This window comes from Streptomyces sp. NPDC086777 (assembly GCF_040702065.1).
In the GTDB taxonomy this organism is placed as follows: Bacteria; Actinomycetota; Actinomycetes; order Streptomycetales; family Streptomycetaceae; genus Streptomyces.
Map to the genome: position 1 here is coordinate 34,760 of NZ_JBFBJI010000020.1, position 20,223 is coordinate 54,982.

Here is a 20,223-nt window from a genome sequence, read left to right on the forward strand (position 1 = left end):
CTCTCGTTCCGTGCACGACGTACGGCCGGTCGGCTTGTGAGGCCGACCGGCCGCGGATACGCCACGACGGTCGCAGAGCGCCGAGGAGCCCGGCAATGGATTAATCGACCCGCGATTTGGACTATTCGATCACCGCGTCGAGGGCCGGGACGGCGGGAGCGGTCAGCGGGAGGCCGGCACGGTGCGGCCCGGGCGTCCCGCGTTGCGCAGGCCCACCGACCGCAGCGCGCCCTCCAGGGCGAACGTGGCCGCGCCCAGGCAGACCGGGTCGGTGGGGATGGGGGAGAGGACGATCTCGGTGGCGGCGAACGGCCGCCCGAGCGCGTGCCGCCGGACCGCCTCGCGCACCTCCGCCAGCAGCGGCTCGCCGAGCCGGCGGGCCACCCAGCTGCTGAGCACGACCAGTTCGGGGTTGAGCAGGTTGACCAGGTTGGCGATCCCGGCGCCGATGTAACGGGCCGTGTCCCGGACGACCGCGACCGCGACCGGATCGCCCTCCGCCAGGCCCCGGGCCAGCGCGCCCACGGTGGCCGTCTGGTCCTCCGGGTGCAGCAGCGGGCTCTCCGGGCTCCGCTCGCGCAGGTTCAGCATGATGCCGGGGGCGCCGACGTACGTCTCGACGCAGCCGTGGTTGCCGCAGTGGCACGGCCGCCCGTCCAGGACGAGCGTCGTATGACCCCACTCCCCGGCGCTGTTGCTGACCCCCCGGTGCAGCCCCCCGCCGATCGCGAGCCCGGCGCCGACGCCCGTGCCGAGGTTCACCACCACGGTGTCCCCGCGCCCGCGCGCCGCCCCGAACCACTGCTCGGCCACCGCACACGCCCGCAGCGGGTTGTCCAGGTGCAGCGGGTAGGCGACGTGCTCGGCGAGCAGGTCGAGCAACGGCACGTCGTGCCAGTCCCAGTTGGGCGCGTACTCGGCGATGCCGGTGGCCCGGTCCACCTGCCCCGGCACGCTCACCCCGACGCCCAGCACCCGCGCGCCCTCGACGCCGGCCTGCGCCACCACCGCGCCGACCGCCGCGGCCACCTGGCCCACCACCTGCTCCGGCCGGTTCTCACCGGTCCGCATGTCCTCCTCGGCGCGGGCCAGCACGTTCAGGGCGAGGTCGAACAGCTCGACGTGGACGTACGTCTCCGCTATGTCGACGCCGATCAGCGCGCCCCCCGAGGCGTTGACCGCGACGAGCCCCCGGGGCCGGCCGCCGGCCGAGTCCTCGAAGCCCACCTCCGTGATCATCCGCAGCTCCAGCAGCTCCCCGACGAGGGTGGCGACCGTCGCCAGGCTGAGCCCGGTGACGGCCGCCAGCTCCTGCCGGGAGGTGGGAGACTCGGCGATGATGTGCCGCAGTACCTCGTAGCGGTTCGCGGTGCGGATGTCACGTGATGTGTGCTTCACGCGGCGCAACGCTATGGCCTGGGAAGCGCTTTCGACAAGGCATTACGTTAAGGGTTTGATTAAGTCGGGCGGGCCGACTCCGTCAGCCGTCCAGGAGATCCGCCACGAAGGGGTTCGTGAACTTCCCGTCGGGGTCCAGGTCCCGGGCCAGGGCGCGGAAGTCGCCGAGGCGCGGATACCGTTCGCGCACCTCCGCCGCCGGGACGGCGAAGACCTTGCCCCAGTGCGGCCGCGGGCCGAACGGTTCCAGCGCCTCCTCCAGTCCGCGCACCACCGGCAGCACGGCCGCCAGGTCGTCCACCCAGGTGAAGTGCAGGGCGACCGAGTCCCGGCCGTGGGCGGGGCTGAGCCACTGCGGATCGGCGGCGATCGTCCGCACCTCGCAGGTCTGCAGGACCGGGGAGACCGTCCGCCGGACCGCGTCCACGGCGTGCAGGGCCTCCAGGGCCGTCGCCCTCGGCAGCAGGTACTCGGACTGGAGCTCGTCGCCGCTGCTCGGCGTGAACTCCGCCCGGAAGTGCGGCAACCGCTCGTGCCACGGCCCCGCCACCCCGAACTGCTGGGTGCAGTTCCCGGCCGGCATGCCCGGCACCGGGTGCATCGCCTCGGTCGCGGGCGCGGCCCACTCGAACTCCGTGGCGGGCCGGTCGGTGCGCCGCTTCACCCACACCTGCCGGAAGCCCGGCTCCCGCCAGTCGGTGAACAGGCTGACGCTGTACGCGGCGCCGGAGACCGCCGGGAAGTCCAGGCCGTCCAGGGGGAGTTCGGTGTACACGGTCTGCGCCATGTCGTACGCCGGCTCCAGGTCCAGGGTGAGCGCGGTGACGGCTCCCAGCGCCCCCAGGGAGGTCACCGCCCCCTCGAACCCCGCCTCCCCGCGCGCGATCCGCGCCGTCGAGCCGTCGGCGAGGACCAGCTCCACCTCCCGCACCGGCGCCGCGAGCGACCCGTTGCCCACGCCCGAGCCGTGGGTGCCGGTGGCGACCGAACCGGCCACCGAGATGTGCGGCAGCGAGGCCATGTTGGGCAGCGCGAGGCCGTGCGCGTGGACCGCGCGGGCCAGCTCGGCGTACCGCACCCCGCCCGCGACCCGGACCGTACGGGCCGCCGTGTCCACCTCGATCACCGGCGGCAGCCCGGCGAGTGAGACCAGCACGCCGTCCGGGCCCGGGTCGGCGATGCGGTTGAAGGAGTGCCCGCTGCCCAGCACCCGTACCCGCGCACTGCCGGCCACCAGCGACCGCAGCGCGTCGAGGGAGTGCGGGCGGTGGAACTCCTTGGCGGTGTACGTGATGTTGCGTGCCCAGTTGGTGACCGTCCGTGTCGGATCCGTCATCTCTGCCGTCCTGTCCATGTCGTTCGCCGGAGAGTGCCGGCCGTCCTGATGAGCAGTGTCCGTCCCCGCCGGGCAGTGCCTGTCCATTGACCCTCTCATTCGCCGAGACCTACGGTAGAGACCGGTTGCTATCCGCGCGCCACCGAGCCGGAAGGTCACTTCCTTGCCCGAGCGTCCCCAGGCACTCTTCGCCATGACCGCCCAGAACGTGCCGCACATCTTCCCGCCGGAGGTGCTCACGCGCCTGCGCGAGTACGTAGAAATCGATCCCACTCTGGTGGCGCAGGACTTCACCGACCCCCGGGTACGGGAGACGCTCGCCCGCACCGAGGTCCTGGTCACCGGCTGGGGGTGCCCGGTCCTGGACGCGGCCGCCCTGGACGCGGCGCCGAGACTGCGGGCGGTGCTGCACGCGGCCGGCTCGGTCAAGGGCTTCACCACGCCCGAGGTGTGGCGGCGCGGCGTCGTCGTCTCCTCGGCCGCCGCCGCCAACGCGCTGCCGGTCGCCGAGTACACCCTGGCGATGATCCTGCTCGCCGGGAAGGGCGTCTTCGCCTTCCGCGACCTGCTCCGCGACCGCCGGGCCTTCCCCTACGGCGACATCGTCCCAGGCATCGGCAACTTCCGGCGCCGGGTCGGCGTCGTCGGCGCCTCCCGCATCGGCCGCCGCCTCATCGAACTCCTCCGCCCCTACGACCTGTCGGTCGCCCTCGCCGACCCCTACGTGGACGAGGCGGAGGCCGCCCGGCTCGGCGTCCCCCTGCTGCCCCTCGACGACCTGCTGCGCACCTCGGACGTCGTCACCGTGCACGCCCCGCAGACCCCGGAGACCCGGCACCTCGTCGGCGCCCGCGAACTCGCCCTGATGCCGGACGGATCGGTACTGATCAACACCGCGCGCGGCTCCCTCCTCGACCACGACGCCCTGGTCGAGGAGGTGCGTACCGGCCGTCTGACCGCGATCCTCGACGTGACCGACCCCGAGCCGCTGCCCGCCGACTCCCCTCTGTACGACCTCCCGGGCGCCTTCCTCACCCCGCACCTGGCCGGCTCGCAGGGCAACGAGGTGGCACGGCTCGGCCTCACCGTCGTGGAGGAGGCCGGCCGGCTGCTCGCCGGCGCCGGTCTCCTGCACGCCGTCGACCACTCGGCCCTGGAGCGGGCCGCGTGACGGGCCGACCGCCGGGTGCCCCCGGCGGTCTCGTAGGGTGACCTGAACACATGACGAGGGGGAGCCGAGCGGTGGCGAAGCGGACACAGCCGGCGCCGAACGGAGACGCCTCGACGGTGCGGGACGTCGCCGCGCGGGCCGGGGTCTCCGCGTCGACCGTCTCCCGGGTCCTCGGCGGCACCTACCCGGTGGCCGCCGCCACCCGCGCTCGGGTCCTGAAGGCCATGCGCGAGCTGGACTACGTGGTCAACGCGCACGCCCGCGCCCTCGGCGGCGCCACCAACAACACGGTCGCCTTCGTCGTCGACGATGTCACCGGCCCCTTCTACGCGCACATCGCCCGCGGGGTCGAGGAGCAGGCCTCGGCGGAGAACCGGCTGTGCATGCTGTGCACCACGCACGGCGACCCGCGCCGCATCCTCGCCGTCGTGGAGACCATGCGGGAGCAGCGGGCCGACGCGGTGATCGTGGTGGGCGGCGCCCTGCAGGACAAGGCGTACCACGACCGGATGACCCACTTCGCGCACGCACTGGACCGGTCCGGCTCCCGGCTGGTCCTGGTCGGCCGCCCGCCGCTCGGCCCCGGTGTGCCGGCCACGGTCGTCGACTACGACAACGAGGGCGGCGCCTTCGCCCTCACCGGCCACCTCCTCTCCGGCGGCCACCGGCGCATCGCCTACCTCGGCCGCGTCCCCGGACTGTCCACCAGCGCCCAGCGCATCGCCGGCTTCACCCGCGCCCACGAACTCCTCGGCCTCGCCCCGGACCCCGGCCTGATCCTCGACGGCGTCTTCTCCCGCTCCTACGGCTACCGGGCGACCCGTGAACTCCTCTCCTCCGGGCGGGACCTCACCGCGATCTTCGCGGCCACCGACATGATCGCCACCGGAGTGATCCAGGCCCTGCGGGAGTCCGGCCGCCGCATCCCCGACGACATCGCCGTGGCCGGCTACGACGACATCCCGGTCGCCCGCGACGTCTACCCGCCCCTCACCACGGTCCACGTACCCCAGGAGGAACTGGGCCGTGCCGCCGTCCGCCTGGCCCTGCACCGCGACGAGCTGCCGGACGGGCAGCATCTGGTGCTGGGCACCCATGTGGTGCTGCGGGAGTCGACCCGGCGGGCTGCCGGCGCCCGAGCACCGGGCGCTTCGGATGCGGATTTCGTTGCCTGACGTGCAGCTCATTGCTGTGATCGTTGATTGTGTAGCCATGATGCCGCGATATCGGTAGCGTGCGCGTATGACGCCCGACCCGCTGCCCGCACGCCTCCCGGCCACCGACCTCACCCGCCATCGCCGGCTGCGCGAGCAGGGCAGCCTCGACCGGGCCGATCTGGAGGCGATCCTCGACGCCGGGTTCGTCTGCCATCTGGGGGTGGTGGTGGAGGGGCGTCCGCTGGTCGTGCCGACGGTGTACGGGCGGGACGAGCGGCAGCTGTACCTGCACGGCTCGGTCGCCAGCCGCAGCCTCACGGGCGGGACCCCGGTGTGCGTGACGGTGACGCACGTCGACGGCCTGGTGCTGGCGCGTTCCGTCTTCGAGCACGGGGTCAACTACCGCAGCGCGGTGATCCACGGCACGGCCCGCAAGGTGACCGACCCGGAGGAGAAGCTGGCGGGGCTGCGCCTGCTCACCGATCACACGGCCCCGGGCCAGTGGTCGTACGCCCGGCTGCCGAACCGCAGGGAACTCGCCGCCACCACACTCCTCGCCCTCTCCCTGGAAGAGGCCTCCGTAAAGATCCGTACCGGCGCGCCGGAGGACGGCGATGGACCGGACGCGGAACTGGGGCTGTGGGCCGGCGTCCTGCCGCTGACCTCGGCCTGGGGTGCGCCGGTGACGGACCCCGCACTGCCCCCGAACACCCCCGTACCGGGACACATCGCGCGCCGAGAGGGGACCCGGCACGGGTGACGGCGGAGCGGGGGCATACCGTGAGGAGCTGAACGCCTGAGCCGGGAGGAGACACGGGATGGGCAGCCGTACCGCGCTGGTCGAGGATCTGATGGAGAGGTTCCCGCACGTACCGAGGGAAGCCGTCTTCAAGGAGGACCTGCTCCGGGGCGGTGTGGCCTTCGACCCGTCCGCGCTGAGCGACAACGAGAGCGGCGAGGTGAAGCCGAAGTCGTACTTCATCTTCTCCTTCGACCACGGCACCCTGCCCGAACTGGGCGAGGCGGCGCTGCGCCGGCCGCCGGAGGAGATCATCCTCACCGGTGGGCCCTACGACCTGCGCCGGACCGTGGTGTCGGTGCGGGTGAACCCCACCTCGCCGTACCGGGTCGCCGCCGACGCGGAGGGCGTGCTCGGGCTCTACCTCGACGGGAAGCGGATCGCCGACGTCGGCGTGCCGCCGATGCCGGAGTACTACCGGCACAAGCTCTCCAACGGGAAGTCCGTGATGGAGGTCGCCCCGACCATCCAGTGGGGCTACCTGATCTACCTCACCGTCTTCCGGGTCTGCCAGTACTTCGGCGCCAAGGAGGAGTGCCAGTACTGCGACATCAACCACAACTGGCGCCAGCACAAGGCGGCCGGCCGGCCGTACACGGGCGTGAAGGACGTCGAGGAGGTCCTCGAAGCCCTGGAGATCATCGACCGCTACGACACCGCCAAGGCGTCCACCGCCTACACGCTGACCGGCGGCGCGATCACCAAGACCGTCTCCGGGCGCGACGAGGCCGACTTCTACGGCCACTACGCCAAGGCCATCGAGGAGCGGTTCCCGGGCCGGTGGATCGGCAAGGTGGTCGCGCAGGCGCTGCCGCGGGACGACGTGCAGCGGTTCAAGGACTACGGCGTGCAGATCTACCACCCCAACTACGAGGTGTGGGACGAGTACCTGTTCAAGATGTACTGCCCGGGCAAGGAGCGGTACGTCGGCCGGGACGAGTGGCACAAGCGGATCCTGGACTCCGCCGAGATCTTCGGCGCGCGGAACGTGATCCCCAACTTCGTGGCGGGCGTCGAGATGGCCGAGCCGTTCGGGTTCAAGACCGTCGACGAGGCGATCGAGTCGACCACCGAGGGGCTCCGCTTCTTCATGTCGCACGGCATCACGCCCCGCTTCACCACCTGGTGCCCGGAGCCGACCACCCCGCTCGGCAAGGCCAACCCGCAGGGCGCCCCGCTCGAGTACCACATCCGGCTGCTGCAGGCCTACCGCCAGACGATGGAGGACTTCGGGCTCTCCTCCCCGCCCGGCTACGGCCCGCCCGGACCCGGCCGTGCCGTCTTCTCGGTCAGTTCCTTCATGGACAGCCTGCCGGCCAAGGAGCCGACGGAGGTGTGACGCCGGGCGGGCGCAGGCGACTTCCGGGAACGGTGAGTCGAAACGCGGTCGCTGTCCGTACTAGGGGACGGAGTTGTCGGTCACGGCGGGTACGAGGGTGCTCTCCGGCGGGCAGGCGCAGCGGTTGACGTGACACCGGGGACCGGTGGTACGGGTGACGGTGAGAATCCGTGGCACGACCACCGGTAAGCGGTTTCGCACATGCTGCTTGTCAGTTGTGCAGGAGACGTGAAAAGCTCGGGCCCTGCCGTGAGGTTCCCCCCAACTCCGTTGCCGATACGGTGAGTTGACCTCGCTTTGGATGCAGGAGACCCATGCCCGACCTGCCGACCCCTCAGGACGCCGCCGAGGCAGCGCTGTTCTCCGAATGCTGGGACGCGGTGCTCTCCTATGCCGACCTGTGCACGTCCGGCTCTCTGACGGCCAATCAACTGGCCACCGAGGCCTTCACGCTCGGCATGCGCGAGGCCCGGGAGTCGGACTTCGCGCCCATCCGCAGCTCCGGACGGCGCGCCGCCCGGCTGCCGATGATCCCGCTGCTGCTCACCGCCGTGCGCAACACGGCCGCCGGCTGGGAGTCCGGCGGGCTCGGGCACAAGCTCGACCCGGACCTCAGGCTGTGGCTCAACTCCGAGAAGGCCACGCGCTACACGGGCCCGCCGCTGCAGCGGCCCGTCGCGCTGCGCGGCCTGCGCGACATGCAGGAGGCCGACGCCTCGCTGCTGTGGCTGGCCGAGGTGGAGGCGCTGCCGCTGTCCTCCGTGGCGCGCCGGCTCGGTCTCGACCAGACCCTCGTCGCCCAGGAGCTGGAACAGGTGCGCGGCCTATTCCGCGACCGCTGCCACCGCGCCCATCTCGACACCCCGATGGCCGCCGAGTGCCGCAGCTACGCCCGGCTCCTCGACGCGGTCACCCGGTCCTCGGCGGCCGACACGCCCGACGACCTCTCCCGGCACCTCGCCACCTGTGTGCAGTGCGCCGAGGCCGCCGCCTGTCTGCGGCTGCACGGCGGCGGACTGCCCGCGGCGCTCGCCGGCGGGGTCATCGGCTGGGGCGGCCTCGCCTACCTGGAGCGCCGCCGCCGCGCCGCCGAGGTACGGCTCGGCCCGGGCCGCCCGGCCACCGCCGACGGCGACGGCGGCGACCCCGCCAAGGAGAGCGGCGCCGGGCGGGGCAAGGTGCTGCGCCACGGTCTGCTCGGCGCTGCGGTGCTGATCTCGCTGGTGGCGCTCGGCGTGTCGATGATGCCGATGGGCGGCGGCTCGGGCGACGACGCGACCGCCGCCTCCCACGACGACCGCCAGCCCGTCGCCGACCCCACCGTCGACGTCCCCTCGGCCGACCCGACCGCCACCCACACCGCCTCCGCCTCGGCGGCCCCCTCCGCCTCGGCCACCACCGGGAAACCTGGCCACAAGAACCCGGACCCGGAGCCCCAGGGCACCTCCTCGGCCACGGCGGGCACCGGCCGGCACGGCACCGCCTCCGCCCGCCCGACCACCCCCGCGGCGGCCGCCTGCCGGGTCTCCTACGACCTGGTCAACCAGTGGACCGACGGCTTCCAGTCCACCGTCACCGTCACCACCACGCAGGCCCTGACCGGCTGGCGGGTCCAGTGGTCCTTCCGGGACGGCCAGAAGGTCACCCAGATGTGGGACGCGACCGTCAGCCAGGACGGCGGCCGGGTCACCGCCGACGCCGCCGACTACAACCGGACGGTCGCCGCGAACGGCACCCTGTCCTTCGGCTTCCTCGGCACCTGGAGCGGCAGCAACTCGGCGCCGTACGCCTTCACGCTGAACGGCGACTCCTGCTCGCTGAACTGAGCGCGGGCGCCCGCACGACCGGCGGCCGGGAGGACCCAAGAGGGCGGGTCCGCCCGGCCGCTGACCGTCTGTCAGGCCTGTGGTGCCAAACCTGCGTTCAGCACTGCGACTTGTAGAAGAACTTGCTGACCGACGGCTCGTTCATGTTGTCCTTGGTGATCGCCACCATGTTGGTGCCGATCGACTTGCTGACCGACTTGCCCTCGAACGCGTTGGCGAGCTGGTCCACCGCCTGCCGGCCGATCGCCGCCGGGTCCTGGGCGACCAGCACCTGGAGGGTGCCCGCCTTCAGGGAGGCGATCTCGTCCGGCTCGGCGTCGAACGCGGCCACCTTGACCGCGCCCTCCTTGCCGGCCTGCTTCAGACCGGTGGCGATGCCCTGACCGGTGTTGGTGTTGCCCGCGAACACCCCGCCGAGGTCCGGGTGGGCGGCGAGCGTCGACTGGATCTGGGAGGCCGCGGTGGCCGGCAGGTCGTTGTCGTACAGCGTGGGCAGCACCTTGATGCCCGGGTACTTGCCCATCTCCGCGGTGAAGCCCTTGATCCGCGCGTCGGTCGTCGACACACCGGGCTTGACGCTGATGACGATGACCGAGCCCTTCTCGTTCATCAGCTTGGCCAGCGCGTCGGCGGCGACCCGGCCGCCCTTCTCGTTGTCCGACGAGATCCGGGTGATGCCGACCGACGTGTCGGTCACCGTCGTGTCCACCAGCGCCACCTTGGTGCCGGCCGACTGGATCTGCTTGAGCGACGGCGTCAGCGCGCTGGTGTCGACCGGCGAGATGAGCAGCCCGTCGGGCCGGGACGCGGCCGTCGAGTCGAGCAGCGGCCGCTGCACCGACACGTCCCACTGCGCGGAACCGTCGGCCGTGAAGTCCATCCCCTTGGCCTTGGCCTCCGCCTGCGCGGCACAGGTCATCGTGATGTAGAACGGGTCGCTCTTCACCCCGGTGATCAGCCGGACCTTCTTGCCCTTGGCGCTGCCCGAACCCCCCGAGCCGCCACCGTTGTCGGACGAACCGCACGCCGAGGCCCCCGCGCCGAGGGCCAGGACCGTGCCCACCGCGACCAGCAACCGACGCCTGCTGCGAATGTTCCCCATCACTGAGTCCTCCTTTGTCACGAGCGATTCCGTCATGCGCGTTCCCGGGTCTTCCTGCGCAGCTGGTCGATGTAGACCGCCACGACCAGCACCACGCCCACCGCCACGTCCTGCCAGTACTGCTGGACGCCGATCACGATCAGCCCGGTGGTCAGCACCGCCGGGATGAAGACACCGATCACCGTGCCCAGCACCGAACCCCGGCCGCCGAACAGGCTGGTGCCGCCGAGGACCACCGCGGTGATCACCTTGAGGTTGTCGGTGGAGTGCCCGGCGATCGACGTCGTGCCGTACGAGGCCAGCCACATCACCGCGCCGAGCCCGGCCAGCAGCCCCATCAGGCCGTACACCTTGACCAGTTGCCGGCCCACCGGAATGCCCGCCCGCCGGACCGCGGTCGGGTTCGACCCGATCGCGAGGGTGTGCTCGCCGAACCGGGTACCGGCCAGCACCGCGCCGAAGATCGCGGTCACCACGGCCGCCAGGATCACCATCCAGGGGATGCCCAGCACCTTGCCGAAACCGAGGCTGTTCTGCAGATGCGTGGAGGCCGCCCCGGCCGGGTCCTGGCCACCGGTGGCCAGTTCGGCGATCCCGAGGGCCGCGCCGAGCCCGCCCAGCGTCACGATCAGCGGCGGCACCTTGCCGGTCGCCACCACCGCACCCTGCAACGCCCCCCACGCCGTGCCCACCGCCAGCGCGATCAGGACGCAGACCGTGACCGTGCCCCAGCCCGAAGTCGCTCCGCCGTGATGGATGTTGTACTCGCCGGCCGCCACCGCGGCCAGCACCAGCACCGATCCGATCGACAGGTCGATGCCCGCCGTGATGATCACGAACGTCATACCGACGCCGAGCACCAGGTAGATGGCCGCGTTCACGGCGATCTGGGTGATGTCGTACGTGGTGAAGAACTTGCCCGGCGCCGCGATCGTGAAGACCAGGACCAGCGCCACCAGGATGACGAAGGTCCACAGTTCGTTGAGGGTCGCCGCGCGGCGCACCCAGTCGGGCACCGTGGACCGGCCGCCCACGGCCGCCGGGGCCTTCTCGCTCTGCGCCGTCATCGTGCGCCCTCCGCTTCCCCGGTGCCCTTCGGCCCGTCCAACGAGCCGGTCATCGCCCCGACCAGCTCCTCGATCGTCGTGTCGGTGGCGGTGTACGACGCGACGCGCCGGCCCAGCCGCAGCACCTCCACCCGGTCCGCGACCGACAGCACCTCGGGCATGTTGTGGCTGATCAGCACGACGCAGATGCCCCGGTCGGCGACCCTGCGGACGGTCTCCAGGACCCGGGCGCGCTGGACGACGCCCAGCGCCGCGGTCGGCTCGTCCATGAAGATGACCTTGTGGGCGAAGGCGACGGCACGGGCCACCGCGACGGACTGCCGCTGACCGCCAGACAACGTTGTCACAGCGGCCGTCACATCCTTCAGCTCCACACCGAGTTCGGCGAAGGCCTTGACCGCCTCCCGGCGCATCGCGGGCCGGTCGAGCACGCCGAGGCGCCCGAGCAGCCCCCCGCGCACCATCTCCCGGCCGAGGTAGAGGTTGGCCGCCGCGTCCAGGTCGGGCGCGAGCGACAGGTCCTGGTAGACGGTCTCCACGCCCTGCCGCTGGGCGTCCATCGGACCGGAGAACCGGACCGGTACGCCGTCCAGGCGGACCTCGCCGGCGTCGGGGGCGAGCACGCCCGACAGGACGTTCACCAGAGTGGACTTGCCGGCACCGTTGTCACCGATGAGGGCGACGACCTCGCCGGGGTATGCCGTGAAATCGGCGCCCGAGAGCGCCTGGACGTGGCCGAAGCGCTTGACCACCCCATGTGCCGTGAGCAGTGGTTCCCTTGCAGAGGCCATGTTGTGCCTTCTGGTTGGTATCGTTAACAGCTTGGCTGATTCTTGGGGCGTCCACAGCGGGGTGTCAAGGGTGGTGCAGCCGGTCGCCGAGGGCGCTGGTCGTCGTCTCATCTCCTGCTGTCCGCAAGGCTGTTGACACGCGTGCGAGTTGGTAACGTTAACGAGTCGACGCTCAACCGTGACGCAGGTGGAGGACGTGGCGTGGCAGCCACCCGGCCGACCATGAAGGACGTTGCCGCGGAAGCGGGCGTCAGCACGATGACGGTGTCCCGCGTCGTCAACGGCGATTCGGCCGTCGCTCCGCGGACCGCCGCGCGGGTGGAGGCGGCGGTCCGCAAGCTCGGCTACCAACGCGACGACGTGGCACGGCAGTTACGGCGCACCCACGAACTGAGCCAGATCATCGGCCTGTTGGTCGACGATGTGACCGACCCCTTCATGGCCGCGGTCGCCTCCGCCGCCGAGGACGTCGCCCGGCAGCGCGGCAGCATCATGCTCATCGGCTCCAGCCGCGCCGACCTGCGCCGCGAGCGCGAGGTGATCGCGGCGTTCACCGCCCGCCGCGTCGACGGCCTGATCCTCACCCCGGCCGCAGGCAGCCACCGCTTCCTGCGGCCCGCGCAGGCGCAGGGCACGAAGATCGTGTGCGTCGACCGGGCGGCAACCGGTCTGGACGTGGACGCCGTGGTGGTCGACAACTTCGGCGCGGTGCGCGGGGCCGTGGGGCAGTTACTGGCGCACGGCCACCGCAGGATCGCCTACATAGGCGACACACCGAGGATCTGGACATTCGGCGAACGCCGGCGGGGCTATCTCGCGGCGCTGGCGGCCGCGGGCATCACGGCCGACCCCGCGCTGCTCAGGGACGGCGTGCGCACCGGCCCGGAAGCGGCCGCGGCGGTCACCGGGATGCTGGCGCTGCCCGACCCCCCGACGGCCCTCCTCGCCGGCAACGAACTGCTCGCCTTCGGCGCCCTGACCGCGGCCCCCGGCGATCTCGCCTTCGTCGCGTTCGACGACTTCGACCTCGCCGCCCGGCTGACCCCGCCCGTCACGGTCATCGCCCAGGACCCGGTCGCCCTCGCCACCAGCGCGGCCCACCTCCTCTTCGCCCGCATCCACGGCGACGTCTCACCCCCACGCACCGTGGTCATGCCGACCCGCCTGATCCGACGCGGCTCCGGGGAGATCCCCGGACCGTTCGCAGCCCGAAGCTGACACGGGGACCTCCGGTCACCGGCCGGGTACGGGTCGGTGGACGCGGGCCGCCCGTCGGCGCGATGGTGCGTGCCGGGGTGTGGGGGCGCCGGGTGCGCGCCGGTGGGGGCGGGACGCGCAGTTCCCCGCGCCCCTGACGGGGCCCGATGGTGCGTGCCGGGGTGTGGGGGTGCCGGGTGGGCGCCGGTGGGGGCGGGTCGCGGAGTTCCCCGCGCCCCCGACGGGGCGCGGGGAACTGCGCGATCGGCCACGATGGTGCGCGGGTGGGGGGGACGGCCTGGCGTGCCCCCAAGGAGGGGAACTGCGCGGCCGCCGCGGCGGAGCCTCAGTTGGCCGGGGTGCGGCGGCCGCCTCGGCGGCCGGAGCCGTGGCCGTTCTTGTCGGCGGCGCCGCCGGCCGGCGCGCGTCGCCGGGACCCGCGGTCCTCCTTGCCGGCGGCGTTCCCGGAGGCCGTACCGCCCGCGGCTCTGCGGTCGGCACCCCGGCCACCCGCCGCGGCGGCGGCATCCCCCCTGGCCCCCGCGGTCCCCTTGCGGCCGGTCGCCGTTCCGGCGGCACCGCCGGAACGACGGCGCCGGCCTCCGGACCTGGCGGCGGTCTTCTGGTCCGCGCGGGGCCCCGCGGGAGCTGTCGGCTGCGGCACCTCGATGACGACCGGCACCCCGGACGGCTCGCGGGCGCCGGTGAGCGTGGTCAGCTCGGCGTCGCTCGACGCGATGCGGGCCGTACGGGGTCGGATGCCCGCGTCCGACATGAGCCGGGTGACGTCCCGCTTCTGCTCGGGCAGCACCAGCGTGACCACGCTGCCCGAGCCCCCGGCGCGGGCCGTACGGCCGCCCCGGTGGACGTAGTCCTTGTGGTCGGCCGGCGGATCGACGTTCACGACGAGGTCGAGGTCGTCGATGTGTATGCCCCGGGCCGCGACGTTCGTCGCCACCAGCGCGGTCACCTGGCCGTTCCTGAACTGCTCCAGCGTGCGGTTGCGCTGCGGCTGGGAGCGCCCGCCGTGCAGCGCCGCCGCGCGGACGCCGACGGCGAGGAGCCGCTTGGCGAGCCGGTCGGCGGACCTCTTGGTGTCCAGGAAGAGGATGACCCGGCCGTCGCGGGCTGCGATGCGGGTGGTGACGGCCTTCTTGTCGGTCTCGTCCTGGACGTGCAGGACGTGGTGCTCCATCGTGGTGACCGCCCCCGCGGACGGGTCCACGGAGTGCACCACGGGATCGGTCAGGAACCGCTGCACCAGCCGGTCGATGTTGCGGTCCAGGGTGGCCGAGAAAAGCAGCCGCTGCCCGTCCGGCCGTACCTGCTGGATCAGCTTGGTGATCTGCGGCAGGAAGCCCATGTCGGTCATCTGGTCGGCCTCGTCCAGCACCGTGATGCGGACGTCGCCGAGCACGCAGTCCCCGCGTTCCACGAGGTCGTTGAGCCGGCCCGGACTCGCCACGACCACCTCGGCGCCGCGCCGCAGGGTGGTGGCCTGCTTGGTGATCGACAGCCCGCCGACCACGGTGGCCACCCGGAGGTTCACCGCCGTCGCGTAGGGCGTCAGCGCGTCCGTGACCTGCTGGGCGAGCTCACGGGTGGGTACCAGCACGAGCGCGAGGGGCGCCTTGGGCCGCGCGCGCAGCCCTGCCGTACGGGCCAGCAGCGCCAGCCCGAACGCGAGGGTCTTGCCGGAGCCGGTGCGTCCCCGTCCCAGCAGGTCCCGGCCGGCCAGCGAGTTGGGCAGCGTGGCGGCCTGGATCGGGAACGGGGTGGTCACGCCCTGCGCGGTCAGCGTCTTCAGCAGCGCCGCGGGCATGTCCAGGGCGGCGAAGTCGTCGACGGCCGGAAGTCCGGGCGTCGTGTTCTCCGGCAGCCGGAACTCGCGCGCCGCCGCTCCGGACGGCGGGGACGCCGCGGAGGACGTGGACGACGAGGTGCGTCTGTTCGGCTTCTGGGGCCTGCGGGACATGCGGCTGTCTGCCTTCCTGGAACAGCACAAACCGGGGTCCGCACCATGACGATACGGACCCCGGCGGGTGGATGAGCGTCCGGCGATCAGGCGGGGACGATGTTCTCCGCCTGCGGGCCCTTCTGGCCCTGCGTGACGTCGAAGGAGACCCGCTGGCCCTCCTGGAGCTCACGGAAGCCCTGGGACTGGATGTTCGAGTAGTGGGCGAACACGTCCGGGCCGCCGCCGTCCTGCTGGATGAAGCCGAAACCCTTTTCGGCGTTGAACCACTTCACGGTTCCCTGTGCCATGACCTTCTCCGATCTTCAGGCAGAGGCCCCATCCGGAGATGCCGGTAAAAACAACTAATGCGCCTGCAGGAGAAACATTCCCGTCAGGCGCACATAGGTTCATGGGTACCACAACTGCAACTCGGTAAGCCTAGCACAACGTCACACCCGATCCGGAGCGCGCGTGGCCCCGGGCTGTCCGAGGCGCTCCGCGGCCGTCCACCGCGGAAGCATCACCAGCACCGTGCCCAGCGCCAGGCCCACGGCGGGCAGCAGGGGGAACCGCCCGTCGGGCGCGAAGCCCCGCACGGCGAAGCGGGCCAGGGCGGCGACGGCCATGGCCAGCCCGGCCCACAGCGGCCAGGCGCCGCGCAGGCCGGAGTCCGGGACGGTCCGCCCGTACAGCACGCCCAGCCCGCGCTCCAGCGGCCGGAGCGCGGCGACGACACCGGCCAGGACCGCGCCGAGCACCAGCAGCCACGGCACGCGCAGCGCCCACCACGCCGCGGACCCGAGCGCCGGCTCGGGCGCGAGGCCGGTCAGGTAGAACGCGGCGGCGACGATCAGCACCGGCAGCATGTGCCACAGGTACAGCGTCATGCTGGCCGCACCCACCGGCCGGACCGCCCGCCACACCCGCTCGCGCGCCAGCAGCCGCCGCAGCGGCGCCGCCGCGAGAAGGCTGACGCCGACCTGGGCGACCACCCACGCCAGCATCGCGGCCGACGGCGGATTGGTGTTGCTGGGGTTCTGCCCGGTCACCAGGATCAGGCTGAGCGGGAACGGCCCGAGGGCCACGAGCGCGGCGAAGGCCAGTGCGCCGCCCGCCGCCATCGCGAGCGGCACGGTCCGGCGGCCGGTCAGCAGCCCGTCCCGCCAGCAGAACCCCAACTGGTAGGCGACACCCCACACGAGCACGTAGTTCAGCAGTCCGACACCGGGCGTGTGCGCGGCCACCACGAGCACGTCGGCCACCAGGGCGACCGTCCCCAGCACCGGCGGGACCCATGGCCCCCACCGCAGATGCGCCGCGTACAGCACCGGCGTGAGTGCGCTGAGCAGCAGATACACCGGAAGGAACCAGAACTGCATCCCCATCGCCCAGCCCACCAGCGCCAGCGTGTCCGGGTCCACACCGGCCGCGGTGCAGACGCCGACGGCGAGCAGCACCGCACCGCTGTAGACGGCCACCGGCAGCAGCAGCCGCAGCGCCCGCCGCCCCAGCCACCCCGCGGGCGTGCCGCCGGCCGCCCGGGCCCGCGCCCAGGAGCCGCCCGCGGCGTGCCCCCCGGCCAGGAAGAACAGCGGCATGATCTGGAACCCGAGGGTCAGCCACTGGGTCCAGTCCACGGTCGCCAGCAGCTCCGGGGCGATGATCCGCCCGTCGGGCTCCCGGACCAGGCCGGTGATCAGCCAGTGACCGAGCACCACCAGCACGATCGCCCACGCGCGCAGGAAGTCGACGTACCGGTCTCTGCTCATGGCCCCCATGATCCCGGCGCCCGTCGCCCGTGGTGGCGGAAAGCCCCGGCCGCAACCGATCCGTGTCCGGTACGACACCGTCCGCGCCGTCCGCGGGGCCCGGTCGCGCGGAAGTCCCCCCGCCCCGCCGTAATTCGGTGGCGGTGCGGTGCGTGCGGGTTCTAAGGTCGGTGACGTCAAGGCGGCTGCCCCTCGGGGGCGCCGCGGGTGACCGGATTCGATCAGGGAGGTGTTGACCGATGGCTGTCGTTGCGATGGGCGCTGCCCGCGACCAGAAGTTCATCCATTCCACCTCCGCGGCCACCGGCTGACCTCTCGACATCCCGGGGCCGCCCCTGTGAAGGGTCACCCTTGACTTCCAGCTCCGCTGTTTTCTCCGACCTCGTCCCCTACGGCTGGGACGAGACCTGGGCGAAGGAGTTCGCCCCCTACGAAGCCGAAGGCCTGCTCGCCGGGCGCGTCGTCCGCGTCGACCGCGGGCAGTGCGACGTCGTCACCGCCGGCGGGACGCTGCGCGCCGACACCGCGTTCGTCACCCCGCACGATCCGATGCGCGTCGTGTGCACCGGCGACTGGGTCGCCGTGGAACCCGGCGGCAGCCCCCGCTACGTACGCGCGTATCTGCCGCGCCGTACCGCATTCGTGCGCTCCACCTCCTCCAAGCGGTCCGAGGGGCAGATCCTCGCCGCCAACGTCGACCACGCGATCGTCGCGGTGTCCCTCGCCGTCGAACTCGACCTCGGCCGCATCGAACGGTTCCTGGCGCTGGCGTGGGAATCCGGGGCGCAGCCGGTCGTGGTCCTCACCAAGGCCGACCTGGTCCCGGACCCGGTCACCCTTGCGTACCTCGTCCAGGACGTGGAGACGACGGCCCCCGGCGTGCCGGTCCTGACGGTCAGCGCGCACGCGGGCGCCGGCCTGGACCTGCTCGTCGCCCTCGTCGGCTCCGGGACGTCGGTCCTGCTCGGCCAGTCCGGTGCCGGCAAGTCCACCCTCGCCAACGCGCTCCTCGGGGAGGACGTGATGGACGTCCGGGCCGCCCGGGACGTCGACGGCAAGGGCCGCCACACCACCACCACCCGCAACCTCCTCGCACTCCCGGCCGGGGGCGTCCTGATCGACACGCCCGGACTGCGGGGCGTGGGGCTGTTCGACGCCGAGACCGGGGTCGGGCAGGTGTTCGCCGAGATCGAGGAACTGGCGGAGGACTGCCGGTTCTCCGACTGCGGACACGAGAGCGAACCGGGCTGTGCGGTCCGCTCCGCGGTGGAGTCCGGAGAACTGCCCGTACGCCGGCTGGAGAGCTACCGCAAGCTGATGCGGGAGAACCAGTGGATCGTCGCGAAGACGGACGCCCGGCTCAGGTCCGAGATGAAGAAGGACTGGAAGAAGCGGGGCGCGGAGGGGAAGGCGGCGATGGAGGCGAAGCGGGGGCGGTGGCGGTAGCACGCCCGCTGCGGGGGGAGGAGGCGTGGGGACCGAGCAGGCGCACGCGGCGCAAGCCGCACGGCGGCACGGCCCCGCGCCCCTGGCGGGGAGCTCCGTTCACGCGGCCCCGGCGTCATGTCCGATTCCCGCCAGCCCTCCTTCCTCCCGTCACCCACACTTGAACCGTGATGGACGAGGACACCAGGTACGAGGCGGTCCGCAGCCGGGACGCCCGGTTCGACGGCGCGTTCTTCTTCGCCGTGGAGACCACCGGCATCTACTGCCGTCCCAGCTGCCCCGCCGTCACCCCGAAGCGGCGCAACGTCCGCTTCTTCCCCACCGCGGCCGCCGCGCAGGGCTCCGGGTTCCGGGCCTGCCGGCGGTGCCGCCCGGACGCGGTCCCCGGCTCCGCCGAGTGGAACGTCCGCGCCGACGTCGTCGGCCGGGCCGTGCGGCTGATCGGCGACGGCGTGGTGGACCGGGAGGGCGTCGGCGGGCTCGCCGACCGGCTCGGCTACAGCGCCCGCCAGGTGCAGCGGCAGCTCACCGCGGAACTCGGCGCCGGCCCCGTCGCCCTCGCCCGGGCCCAGCGGGCGCACACCGCCCGCACGCTGCTGCAGACCACCGAACTGCCGATCACGGACGTGGCGTTCGCGAGCGGCTTCGCCAGCGTGCGGCAGTTCAACGACACCGTGCGCGCCGTGTACGCCACCACTCCGAGCGGGCTGCGCGAGGCCGCGCCCGGCGGCCGGGGCGCCCGGCGCGGCTCCCCGGCCGCCGGCATCCCGCTGCGGCTCGCCCACCGCGGCCCGTACCAGTCCGGGCCCGTCTTCGACCTGCTGGAACACGAGGCCGTACCCGGCGTGGAGGAGATCACCGGCACTCCCGGCACGCGCACCTACCGCCGTACCCTGCGGCTGCCGTACGGGCATGCCGTCGTCGCCGTCGACGAACGGACCGGCACGACGCGCGCGGCCGGTACGGGCCTCGGCGCCCACCCCGGCGGCTGGCTCGAAGCCCGGCTGCGCCTGACCGACCCGCGCGACCTGACCACCGCCGTACAGCGGCTGCGCCGGCTGTTCGACCTCGACGCCGATCCGTACGCCGTCGACGAGCGGCTCGCCGAGGACCCGCGGCTCGCCCCGCTGGTCGCCGCCCGGCCGGGGCTGCGGTCACCCGGCGCCGCCGACCCGGCCGAGGCCGCCGTACGGGCCCTCGTCGGCACGGCGGGCGCCGAGCGGCTGGTACGGCGGTACGGCACGGCGTTGGACGCTCCGCCCGGCGGCCCGACCCACCTGTTCCCCGAGCCCGCGGTGCTCGCCGCGGCGGAGCCCGACGGCAGCCTCGGGGCGCTGGCCGCGGCGCTGGCCGACGGGACGCTGCGGCTGGATCCGGGCGTCGACCGGGACGAGGCGGAGGCGGCGCTGCGGGCCCTGCCCGGGATGGACCCGGCGACCGTCGCCACGGTTCGCGTCCGCGCCCTCGCCGACCCGGACGTCGCGCTGCCCGGCCTGCCCGGCCTGGCCGTACCCGACGACTGGCGGCCCTGGCGCTCGTACGCCGTGCGCCACCTGCTGGCGGAAGGCGCACCGAGCGCCTGACGCCGGCCGGGGGACCCCCAGCACCCATCCGTGCCGCCCTGCGGCACCAGCTACGGGCAGGCGTCTGTCCGGGGAGGTGAGCCCGGTGACGGTAGTTCGCCGGCTGCGGGTGCGCAGGGGCTGGTCGCGCAGTTCCCCGCGCCCCTTACGGGGCGCTGCCCAGCCGCGTCACAGCTGCTCAGGCGAACCGGCGCCGTCCCCACCTCCGCCGGGTTCCTCCTCATGCTCCGCCACCTGGGTGGTCTCCTGGTCGCGTCGCTGTTTCAGGGCACCGCCCGTATGTCA

At 72.9% G+C, this 20,223-nt stretch carries 16 protein-coding genes; 8 read left to right on the plus strand and 8 right to left on the minus strand.

Features of this window, described 5'->3' with window-relative positions; translation table 11 throughout:
* Positions 1-162: 162 nt before the first annotated feature.
* Positions 163-1,398 (minus strand): ROK family transcriptional regulator, encoded by a 1,236-nt coding sequence (locus tag AB0472_RS26435; RefSeq protein WP_366359630.1) that lies wholly within the window; start codon positions 1,396-1,398, stop codon positions 163-165.
* 82 nt (positions 1,399-1,480) lie between these two features.
* A complete protein-coding gene (locus AB0472_RS26440) occupies positions 1,481-2,734 on the minus strand; it encodes an FAD-binding protein (RefSeq protein WP_366359632.1) in 1,254 nt (417 codons plus the stop codon).
* 163 nt (positions 2,735-2,897) lie between these two features.
* Between AB0472_RS26440 and AB0472_RS26445 the strand changes: the two genes are divergently transcribed.
* From AB0472_RS26445 to AB0472_RS26465, 5 genes are all read left to right on the plus strand, one after another.
* A complete protein-coding gene (locus AB0472_RS26445) occupies positions 2,898-3,905 on the plus strand; it encodes a hydroxyacid dehydrogenase (RefSeq protein ID WP_366359634.1) in 1,008 nt (335 codons plus the stop codon).
* Positions 3,906-3,976: 71 nt separating this feature from the next.
* Positions 3,977-5,080, plus strand: a complete 1,104-nt coding sequence (locus tag AB0472_RS26450) for a LacI family DNA-binding transcriptional regulator (RefSeq protein WP_366359636.1) — start codon at positions 3,977-3,979, stop codon at positions 5,078-5,080.
* A 67-nt stretch (positions 5,081-5,147) separates the two neighbouring features.
* Positions 5,148-5,822: a pyridoxamine 5'-phosphate oxidase family protein gene (locus AB0472_RS26455; protein WP_366359638.1), complete on the plus strand. Its 675-nt coding sequence runs from the start codon at positions 5,148-5,150 to the stop codon at positions 5,820-5,822.
* Positions 5,823-5,880: 58 nt separating this feature from the next.
* Positions 5,881-7,200 carry a radical SAM protein gene (locus tag AB0472_RS26460; RefSeq protein ID WP_366359640.1) on the plus strand — a complete coding sequence of 440 codons (1,320 nt, stop codon included), beginning with the start codon at positions 5,881-5,883 and terminating at the stop codon, positions 7,198-7,200.
* 314 nt (positions 7,201-7,514) lie between these two features.
* Positions 7,515-9,026 carry a cellulose-binding domain-containing protein gene (locus AB0472_RS26465; protein ID WP_366359642.1) on the plus strand — a complete coding sequence of 504 codons (1,512 nt, stop codon included), beginning with the start codon at positions 7,515-7,517 and terminating at the stop codon, positions 9,024-9,026.
* A gap of 97 nt (positions 9,027-9,123) precedes the next feature.
* Here AB0472_RS26465 and AB0472_RS26470 read toward each other — a convergent pair whose 3' ends face one another.
* Genes AB0472_RS26470 through AB0472_RS26480 form a run of 3 tightly spaced genes read right to left on the minus strand, consistent with a single transcriptional unit; the run spans position 9,124 to position 11,986 of the window.
* Entirely contained in the window at positions 9,124-10,128 is a 1,005-nt protein-coding gene (locus AB0472_RS26470; protein ID WP_366359644.1) for an ABC transporter substrate-binding protein, read from the minus strand.
* A 32-nt stretch (positions 10,129-10,160) separates the two neighbouring features.
* Positions 10,161-11,195: an ABC transporter permease gene (locus tag AB0472_RS26475; RefSeq protein ID WP_366359645.1), complete on the minus strand. Its 1,035-nt coding sequence runs from the start codon at positions 11,193-11,195 to the stop codon at positions 10,161-10,163.
* Positions 11,192-11,986, minus strand: coding sequence for an ATP-binding cassette domain-containing protein (locus AB0472_RS26480; RefSeq protein ID WP_366359647.1), 795 nt, complete (start codon positions 11,984-11,986; stop codon positions 11,192-11,194). The genes AB0472_RS26475 and AB0472_RS26480 overlap by 4 nt, the downstream gene beginning before the upstream one ends.
* A gap of 201 nt (positions 11,987-12,187) precedes the next feature.
* Here AB0472_RS26480 and AB0472_RS26485 point away from each other — a divergent pair, with 201 nt between their 5' ends.
* Positions 12,188-13,204 (plus strand): LacI family DNA-binding transcriptional regulator, encoded by a 1,017-nt coding sequence (locus tag AB0472_RS26485; RefSeq protein ID WP_366359649.1) that lies wholly within the window; start codon positions 12,188-12,190, stop codon positions 13,202-13,204.
* A 325-nt stretch (positions 13,205-13,529) separates the two neighbouring features.
* Here the strand turns inward: AB0472_RS26485 and AB0472_RS26490 are convergent, their stop codons facing one another.
* From AB0472_RS26490 to AB0472_RS26500, 3 genes are all read right to left on the minus strand, one after another.
* On the minus strand, positions 13,530-15,158 hold the full coding sequence (locus AB0472_RS26490; RefSeq protein ID WP_366359651.1) for a DEAD/DEAH box helicase: 1,629 nt from the start codon (positions 15,156-15,158) through the stop codon (positions 13,530-13,532).
* 86 nt (positions 15,159-15,244) lie between these two features.
* Positions 15,245-15,448 (minus strand): cold-shock protein, encoded by a 204-nt coding sequence (locus tag AB0472_RS26495; RefSeq protein ID WP_016578941.1) that lies wholly within the window; start codon positions 15,446-15,448, stop codon positions 15,245-15,247.
* Between the two features lie 141 nt (positions 15,449-15,589).
* On the minus strand, positions 15,590-16,909 hold the full coding sequence (locus AB0472_RS26500; RefSeq protein ID WP_366359654.1) for an acyltransferase: 1,320 nt from the start codon (positions 16,907-16,909) through the stop codon (positions 15,590-15,592).
* A 351-nt stretch (positions 16,910-17,260) separates the two neighbouring features.
* On the opposite strand from AB0472_RS26500, the gene rsgA reads away from it, so the two are divergent.
* Positions 17,261-18,355: a ribosome small subunit-dependent GTPase A gene (rsgA, locus tag AB0472_RS26505; protein ID WP_366359656.1), complete on the plus strand. Its 1,095-nt coding sequence runs from the start codon at positions 17,261-17,263 to the stop codon at positions 18,353-18,355.
* A 170-nt stretch (positions 18,356-18,525) separates the two neighbouring features.
* Positions 18,526-19,938: an AlkA N-terminal domain-containing protein gene (locus AB0472_RS26510; protein ID WP_366359885.1), complete on the plus strand. Its 1,413-nt coding sequence runs from the start codon at positions 18,526-18,528 to the stop codon at positions 19,936-19,938.
* Positions 19,939-20,223 lie beyond the last annotated feature (285 nt).